Annotated in this window: 6 protein-coding genes; 3 read left to right on the forward strand and 3 right to left on the reverse strand. The window is 62.7% G+C overall.

What is annotated here, in order from left to right; translation table 11 throughout:
• On the reverse strand, positions 1 to 812 hold an 812-nt coding region (locus HP547_RS26530; protein ID WP_172288382.1), incomplete at its 3' end, for a homoserine kinase.
• Between the two features lie 69 nt (positions 813 to 881).
• Complete coding sequence (locus tag HP547_RS26535) at positions 882 to 1,169, reverse strand: DUF2782 domain-containing protein (RefSeq protein WP_010951520.1); 288 nt, start codon at positions 1,167 to 1,169, stop codon at positions 882 to 884.
• Positions 1,170 to 1,244: 75 nt separating this feature from the next.
• On the opposite strand from HP547_RS26535, the gene polA reads away from it, so the two are divergent.
• A complete protein-coding gene (polA, locus tag HP547_RS26540) occupies positions 1,245 to 3,992 on the forward strand; it encodes a DNA polymerase I (RefSeq protein ID WP_172288384.1) in 2,748 nt (915 codons plus the stop codon).
• Positions 3,993 to 4,418: 426 nt separating this feature from the next.
• Here polA and yihA read toward each other — a convergent pair whose 3' ends face one another.
• Positions 4,419 to 5,051, reverse strand: coding sequence for a ribosome biogenesis GTP-binding protein YihA/YsxC (gene yihA / locus HP547_RS26545; RefSeq protein WP_172232757.1), 633 nt, complete (start codon positions 5,049 to 5,051; stop codon positions 4,419 to 4,421).
• A 193-nt stretch (positions 5,052 to 5,244) separates the two neighbouring features.
• Here yihA and HP547_RS26550 point away from each other — a divergent pair, with 193 nt between their 5' ends.
• Together HP547_RS26550 and HP547_RS26555 are read left to right on the forward strand one after the other, a co-directional pair.
• A complete protein-coding gene (locus tag HP547_RS26550) occupies positions 5,245 to 5,547 on the forward strand; it encodes a cytochrome c5 family protein (RefSeq protein ID WP_172288388.1) in 303 nt (100 codons plus the stop codon).
• Positions 5,548 to 5,578: 31 nt separating this feature from the next.
• Positions 5,579 to 6,109: cytochrome c (locus HP547_RS26555; protein WP_172288386.1), on the forward strand; the 531-nt coding region annotated here is incomplete at its 3' end.

Below are 6,109 nucleotides of genomic sequence, written 5' to 3' on the forward strand. Positions count from 1 at the left end.
CAGCCTACCCGCAACATCTCTGGCCACAGCTCGGCTTCGGCTGCAGTGAACGGCCGCAGCGCGGCATACGCTGCCAGCAGCGCCTGAGCGCGGGGCATGTCGATCGCGCCGTGCTCATCCAGGCACCAATCGTTCACGGTGATGGCGATGTCATACAGCATCGGCCCGGAGCAGGCGTTGTAGAAGTCGATCACACCTGTCAGGTGGGTGCCTTCGAACATCACGTTGTCGCGGAACAGGTCGGCATGCAGGTTGGCCCGCGGCAACGCCAGGATCTGCGCCTTGTGCGCGGTAATCTCGGCCAGGGCCGGCTGCAGCAGTGCAGCCTGCTCGGCAGTCAGCCGTGGCAGCAACTCGGCCCCCGCAGCCAGCATCCAGTCCAGGCCGCGGTCGGTGCGGCGTTCGATGATGTGCTCGCGGGTGGCCAGGTGGATGTGCGCCAGCAGCTCGCCCACCTGGGCGCAGTGCTGGTTGTTCGGGGCCTTGATGTGCTTGCCCGACAGCCGTGGCTGCAGCAACGCCGGTTTGCCGCACAGCTCGCGCAGGCCGTTGCCGTCGCGGTCACGAATCGCATAGGGCACCGGCATGTCGGCTTCGTGCAGGGTGTCCAGCAGCTCGATGAAGAACGGCATGTCCTCGCTGGGCCCGCGCTCGATCAACGTCAGGACGAACTCCCCCTGTTCGAGGCTGACGAAGAAATTGCTGTTCTCGGTGCCGGCGGCAATGCCCTGGAAGTCGAGCAGACGGCCCAGCTCGTACGGCGCCAGAAAGGTTTCCAGCTCAGGCCGGGTCACGGGGGTGAAGACTGACATGATGAAAAAATGCCCATACGGGCACTTCCGCCGGGAAGTGCCGGGTTGATGTGAACGGTGCGCGTCAGATTACCACTCGAAGATCTTCCAGGACGGTATCAGCATGTCCGGCTGGTCGGATCGAATGAAATTGGCGTCGGTGCCATCGGCGCGTACCAGGAAATAAGGCTTGCCGTTTTTCGGCGTGATCTTGATCGCATACAGGAACCCGTTCTGCCGGTACTCCTGGATGGTTTTGTCGCCTTCCGTGCGAATGGTTACCTCGGGATCGGCCGAGGGCGCGTCGTCCGCCGCCAGGGTGACGACAGGCATGGTTGCCAACAGGCCGAGCAGTAACAGGCGATTGAGTGTACGCATGATAACCTAGTCCCTTTGTCGTCAATGATTCTGGCTATTCTAGCGCCGGACCCGTCGAAAAGGTTGATTCTGCTCATGAGCCAAGCGCCCCTCGTCCTGGTGGACGGTTCCTCCTACCTGTACCGCGCCTTCCATGCGCTGCCCCCGTTGACCACGTCCAAGGGCATGCCAACCGGTGCGGTGAAGGGCGTGCTGAACATGCTCAAGAGCCTGCGCAAGCAATACCCCGACAGCCTGTTCGCGGTGGTGTTCGATGCCAAGGGCGGCACATTCCGCGATGCCATGTTTGCCGAGTACAAGGCCAACCGGCCCAGCATGCCGGACGACCTGCGCGTGCAGATCGAGCCGCTGCACGCCAGCGTCAAGGCGCTGGGCTACCCGCTGCTGTGCGTCGAGGGCGTCGAGGCCGACGACGTGATCGGTACCCTGGCCCGCAGCAGTGCCGCCCAAGGCCGTCCGGTGGTGATCTCGACCGGTGACAAGGACATGGCGCAGTTGGTGGACGGGCACATTACCCTGGTCAACACCATGACCGGCACCGTGCTGGACGTGGCTGGCGTGCACGAGAAATTTGGCGTCGGCCCGGAACATATCATCGACTTCCTGGCCCTGATGGGCGACAAGGTCGACAACATTCCTGGCGTGCCCGGCGTCGGCGAAAAGACCGCGGTGGGCCTGCTGACCGGCATCGGCGGTGGCCTCGGCGACCTGTATGCCAACCTGGACAAGGTGCCTGCACTGGCCATCCGTGGCGCCAAGACCCTGCCGGCCAAGCTGGAGGAACACCGCGACGCGGCGTTCCTGTCCTACGAGCTGGCCACCATCAAGGTCGACGTGCCGCTGGACGTCGAGGTCGAGGCGCTGGTCTGCGGCGAGCCTGACCGCGACGCGCTGCTGGCGCTGTATACCGAGATGGAGTTCAAGAGCTGGGTTGCGGATGTACAGCGCGAAGCGGCGCGGGCCGGTGAGGCCATCGCAGCGGTCGAGGAGCCGGCAGCCAAGGTCGAGCCGAAGTACGAAACCATCCTCGACCAGGCCCGTTTCGATGCCTGGCTGGAGAAGCTGCGCCAGGCGCCGCTGTTCGCCTTCGACACCGAAACCACCGGCCTGGACGCCCAGAAAGCGCAGCTGGTGGGCCTGTCGTTCGCTGTCGAGCCGCATGCGGCGGCCTATGTGCCATTGGCCCACGATTACGAAGGCGCGCCCGCCCAACTGGACCGCGAGGCGGTGCTGCTGGCGCTGAAGCCGCTGCTGGAAGACCCGTCCAAGGCCAAGGTCGGGCAGAACGCCAAGTACGATATCAACATCCTCGTCAATGCCTCGCCTGCCATCGAAATGCGCGGCGTGGCCTACGACACCATGCTCGAGTCGTATGTGCTGAACTCCACCGGCACACGTCACGACATGGACAGCCTGGCGCAGAAGTACCTCGACCACACCACCATCGCCTTCGAAGACATTGCCGGCAAGGGCGCGAAGCAGCTCACCTTCAACCAGATCCACCTGGACAAGGCCGGCCCCTACGCCGCCGAGGACGCCGACATCACCTTGCGCCTGCACCAGGCACTGCAGGCTCGCCTTGCGCAAACGCCGAGCGTGCAGCCGGTGCTGATGGACATCGAAATGCCGTTGGTGCCGGTGCTGGCCAGGATCGAGCGCCAGGGTGCGCTGGTCGATGCCGCGCTGCTGCGGGTGCAGAGCGGTGAACTGGGGGTGAAGATGGCCGAGCTGGAGCAGCGCGCGTATGCGTTGGCCGGCGAGGAGTTCAACCTCGGCTCGCCCAAGCAGCTGGGTGCCATTCTTTACGACAAGCTGGGCATGCCGGTGCTGAGCAAGACCGCCAAGGGCCAGCCATCCACCGCCGAAGCGGTGCTCGACGAGCTGGCCGAGCAAGGCTACCCGCTGCCCGAGGTACTGATGCAGTACCGCAGCCTGAGCAAGCTCAAAAGCACGTATACCGACAAGCTTCCGGGGCAGATCAACCCGCGCACCGGGCGTATCCACACCTCATACCAGCAGGCGGTGGCCGCCACCGGCCGGCTGTCGTCGAGCGACCCTAACCTGCAGAACATCCCGATTCGCACTGCCGAAGGCCGGCGCATTCGCCAGGCGTTTGTCGCCAGCCCGGGTTACAAGTTGCTGGCGGCGGACTACTCGCAGATCGAGCTGCGCATCATGGCCCACCTGGCCAAGGACGAAGGCTTGCTGCATGCGTTCCGCAACGACCTGGACGTGCACCGTGCCACGGCAGCTGAAGTGTTCGGCGTGGCACTGGAAGACGTCACCACCGACCAGCGGCGCAGCGCCAAGGCCATCAACTTCGGCCTGATCTACGGCATGAGCGCGTTCGGCCTGGCCAAGCAGATCGGCGTCGATCGCAAGCAGTCGCAGGACTACATCGACCGTTACTTCACCCGCTACCCGGGCGTGCTGGCCTATATGGAGCGCACCCGAGCCCAGGCGGCCGAGCAAGGCTTTGTCGAAACCCTGTTTGGTCGCCGCCTGTACTTGCCCGACATCAACGCCAAGAACCCGGCCCTGCGCAAAGGCGCCGAGCGTACGGCGATCAACGCGCCGATGCAGGGTACGGCGGCCGACATCATCAAGCGGGCCATGGTCAATGTGGATAACTGGCTGAGCGAGAGCGGGCTGGATGCACGGGTGATCCTGCAGGTACACGATGAACTGGTGCTGGAGGTGCGCGAAGACCTGGTGGAGCAGGTCAAAGATGAAATTCGCCAGCACATGAGCCAGGCCGCGCAGCTGGATGTTCCGCTGCTGGTCGAGGCAGGAATTGGCGCGAATTGGGATGAAGCTCACTGATTGAACGGGGAAAGCTGTGTAGGATCTGCGACGTAGGGACGCGGATCCTGGCACTGCCCAGTGCCATTGGTGCTGAAGATTCCTGAAATTATCGCAAATAGTTTTCAGGGCTTCGGAACTAAACCAGTGAAGCGGAACTCAGAGTAACTGAATGGCTGGTGAAGCCCTTCGATGCTCCTATGTTGTGTTAAGTGTTGGCAGATATCTGGACCCCGCCCTAGCGGTCCGGACTTGGACCCCGAACTTCCCCCTCCCCATACGAAGTCCGGGGTTTTTTTTGCCCGGAATTTGGGTCGGCAGTTGCTGCTCACACCTGTAGGAGCAGCCTTGTGCTGCGAAATGGCCGGCATGAGCAATAGATGTCTACAGCCTGTCGTGGCCTCTTCGCAGCACAAAGGCTGCTCCTACAAGGATTCATGCAGGCCCTCAGGCAACTGGCTTGTCTTCCAGCTCCATCCAGTCCGCCAGCACCCGGTAGGCGTCTTCCACACCCAGGCGCTTGGGTGCCGAGAACAGCTGGATGGTCACGCCATCGCCCCAGCCCTTGCGGATTTCCGACTGCACTTTCAGCAAGGTGTTCTTGCCTGCGCCGTGGGTCAGCTTGTCGGCCTTGGTCAGCAGGATGTGCATCGGCATGCGGCTGGCCTTGGCCCAGTCCAGCATCATCTTGTCGAAATCGGTCATTGGGTGGCGGACGTCCATCATCAGGATCACGCCACGCAGGCACTCACGGCTGCCCAGGTAGGCTTCCAGGTGCTTCTGCCAGTGTTGCTTGAGCGGAATCGGCACTTTTGCATAACCGTAGCCCGGCAGGTCGACCAAACGCCGTTCATCGTCCAGACTGAAGAAATTCAATAGCTGGGTGCGACCGGGGGTTTTCGAGGTACGCGCCAGGCTGGCATGAGTCAGGGTATTGAGGGCGCTGGATTTGCCGGCGTTGGAGCGGCCGGCGAAAGCCACCTCGTAACCCTGGTCGTCCGGGCATTGTTCGACCTTGGCTGCGCTAAGGGCGAATGTGGCTTTCTGGCAGAGGCCGAGGATGGGGTTCTTGACTTGCATGGGATATCCGATGTGGGTGTTGCCAAAGCCTAGGCCGGCAAGCGGTGTCATTTCCGTTTGGCTGACAGAAGTATATAATGCCCCAGTTTTTGTGTGCCCATTCTCCCAGCGAAGGAGAACGGGCATGGGGTGCCGAACTATAGCTTGCGCATCAGAACGCAGCGCGTCCCCCAACCCTGTCAGGTCGTTTCGCCTGGCGAAATGGCTGCTAGCTGTCGGTATGTTCCTGCCGTTTTTCAGCGCACAGGCTACACAGGATCCCGAGGCGTTGTACAACCGCACGTGTGCGGCCTGTCACGCCGGGCAGTTGCCGCAGGCGCCCAAGAAGGGTGACCGGGCAGCCTGGGAGCCAAGGCTGGCGCAAGGCATGGAGGTACTCATGGCGCATGTGAATCAGGGTTTCAAGGCTATGCCGCCGCGTGGATTGTGCATGGACTGCAGTGCCGAGGACTACCGTTTGGTCATCCTTTGGATGAGCGGCAGTCCCGATACATAACATTTCACCCTTAGCCGTGTTGGATTAGCTGATGAACAAACTAGTCGTGAGTCTGCTGTTGACCCTGGGGGTCGCGGGTGCGGCCACTGCTGCGCAAACTGTCAAAGGCGATGCCGCCGCCGGCCAGGCCAAGACGGCCGTCTGTGGCGCCTGCCACAACCCCGACGGCAACAGCCTGGCACCGAACTTCCCGAAACTGGCTGGGCAGGGCGAGCGCTACCTTGAAAAACAACTGCACGATATCAAGTCCGGCAAGCGTACCGTGCTGGAAATGACCGGGATGCTGGCCGCGTTCAGCGATCAGGACCTGGCCGACATCGCCGCCTATTTCTCCAGCCAGAAAGGCAGCGTGGGTGCCGCCGATCCCAAGCTGGTGGAACGTGGCCGTGCGCTGTTCAACGGTGGCGACCTGGAGAAAGGCATGCCTGCCTGCACCGGCTGCCACTCGCCGAACGGCGCGGGTATCGCCTTGGCTGGCTTCCCGCACCTGGGCGGGCAGCACTCCCAGTACGTGAGCAAACAGTTGACCGAGTTCCGCGAGGGTGTGCGCACCAACGATGGC

Source organism: Pseudomonas sp. CM27 (genome assembly GCF_013179515.1).
GTDB lineage: Bacteria > Pseudomonadota > Gammaproteobacteria > Pseudomonadales > Pseudomonadaceae > Aquipseudomonas.